The sequence below is a fragment of the Halanaerobium saccharolyticum genome, from assembly GCF_003053565.1.
Lineage (GTDB): Bacteria > Bacillota > Halanaerobiia > Halanaerobiales > Halanaerobiaceae > Halanaerobium > Halanaerobium saccharolyticum_B.
The window spans coordinates 1-1,764 of sequence record NZ_QAXS01000080.1 but is presented as its reverse complement, the minus strand read 5'-3'; the positions used below and the strand labels follow the sequence as shown (position 1 = coordinate 1,764).

Genomic DNA, 1,764 nt, shown 5'->3' with positions numbered 1-1,764 from the left:
GAGTAAATTGCGAAGCAAATGAGGCTTTTAATAACAGTAAGTACAGAGGATGATGATTTTTCTTTACCCCAAAAACATGGTATATAAGGGTCTTATTCAGGGAAAAAGCATTAAAATAAATAAATTGACCCCAAATCTTAAAAAATGCATAAAAAAGGGTGAAACCCCTTGGTATAAGTGATATAATGGTAGTTAAGAAGAACAACCAAAAAACACTTAATAAAGGAGGTTTCACCTGTGGCTATTATACCACAAAAAAAGTTGTTTGACTACCAGGAAATTCAACCTTTAGGAGATTTAGAGAGATTACGACTTGTTCTTAAGTATTTACCTGATGAAGAATTTATGCGCCACCTGGAAAATGAAAGGGGAAAAGGCAGAGATGATTATCCCATAAGAGCCATGTGGAATTCAATACTGGCAGGGATAGTCTTTGAACATAAAACAACAGCAAGTTTAAGGCGTGAGCTCTCGCGTAATGGTCAGTTAAGAAGTATGTGTGGATTTAAGAATTGTAAGGTTCCACCAGCCTGGGTTTATAGTCGGTTTTTTAATAAATTACTGGAGGATGAACATCAAGAATATATAGAAGAAATTTTTAATAAATTGATAGAAGAATTAAAAGAATTACTTCCGGATTTTGGAGAAACACTGGCTGTAGATGGTAAAGCAATAGACAGCTTTGCTAATTCCCATGATTACGATAAAAAGGAAGAAATAAAAGATGATAGAAGACGAGATTTAGATGCTGATTATGGCAGTAAAACGTATTGCTATGAGGATGAAGAAGGTAATAAATACAAAAAGGTAAAAAGCTGGTTTGGTTACAAACTCCACCTGATAGTGGATGCAGCATATGAACTGCCGGTAGCATTTAAAGTAACCCCGGCCTCAAATGCAGAGCAGCCGGCAGCTCATGAACTAATAGATGAGCTTGATGAAACTCATCCGGAGATAATGGAAGACTGCAATTATTTTCTCGGAGACAGGGGTTATGATGATGGAAAATTAATAGCAAAATTATGGGAAGAATATAAAATCAAACCGGTTATTGATATTCGTAACATGTGGAAAGATGGAGAGGAAACCAAACTGGTTGAAGGCGAAGAAAATGTAGTATATGACTATTGTGGTAATGTGTACTGCCATGATCCTGTAACAGGAAAAAGAAGAGAAATGGCATTTGGAGGATTTGAAAAAGACAGAAACACCTTAAAGGAGAGATGTCCTGCCAAACATTATGGCTTAGAATGCAGGGGAAAAGATAAATGTCCGGTGGCAAATGGTACAAGAATTTCACTGGAGGAAGACCCTCGTGTATTTACTCCTGTAGCCCGTCAGAGCTATAAATGGGACAGAATATATAAAGCCAGAACTTCAGTAGAAAGAGTAAATAGTCGTCTTGATGTTTCTTATGGATTTGAGAATCATACAGTAAGAGGCATAGATAAGATGGAACTTAAATGTTCTCTTTCTTTAATGGTTATGCTGTCAATGGCAGTTGGACGAATAAAAGAAAAACAGGAAGATAAGCTGAGAAGCCTGCTGCAGCCTGCATAACAAAAAAATATCAGAATAAATTAATTTTAAAAGATTAAGCTGCTTTATAGGGGTTAGTATACCCTTTTTGAAGTAAATTAATGGAAAAGAACTGCAAAAAATATTTATGTGTCTGAAATGAAGAGTTTTAATTATTATTGGAGATATTTACTGCAAATTTTTTATTCTTTTTTAAGAAAAAATTGTACAAAGCAAAAAGCTCTA

Annotated in this window: 1 protein-coding gene; it reads left to right on the top strand. The window is 35.0% G+C overall.

Translation table 11 applies throughout. The annotated features are described in order from the left end of the window. Positions 1-237: 237 nt before the first annotated feature. Positions 238-1,560, top strand: coding sequence for a transposase (locus C8C76_RS14930; protein ID WP_108143038.1), 1,323 nt, complete (start codon positions 238-240; stop codon positions 1,558-1,560). Positions 1,561-1,764: the final 204 nt, after the last annotated feature.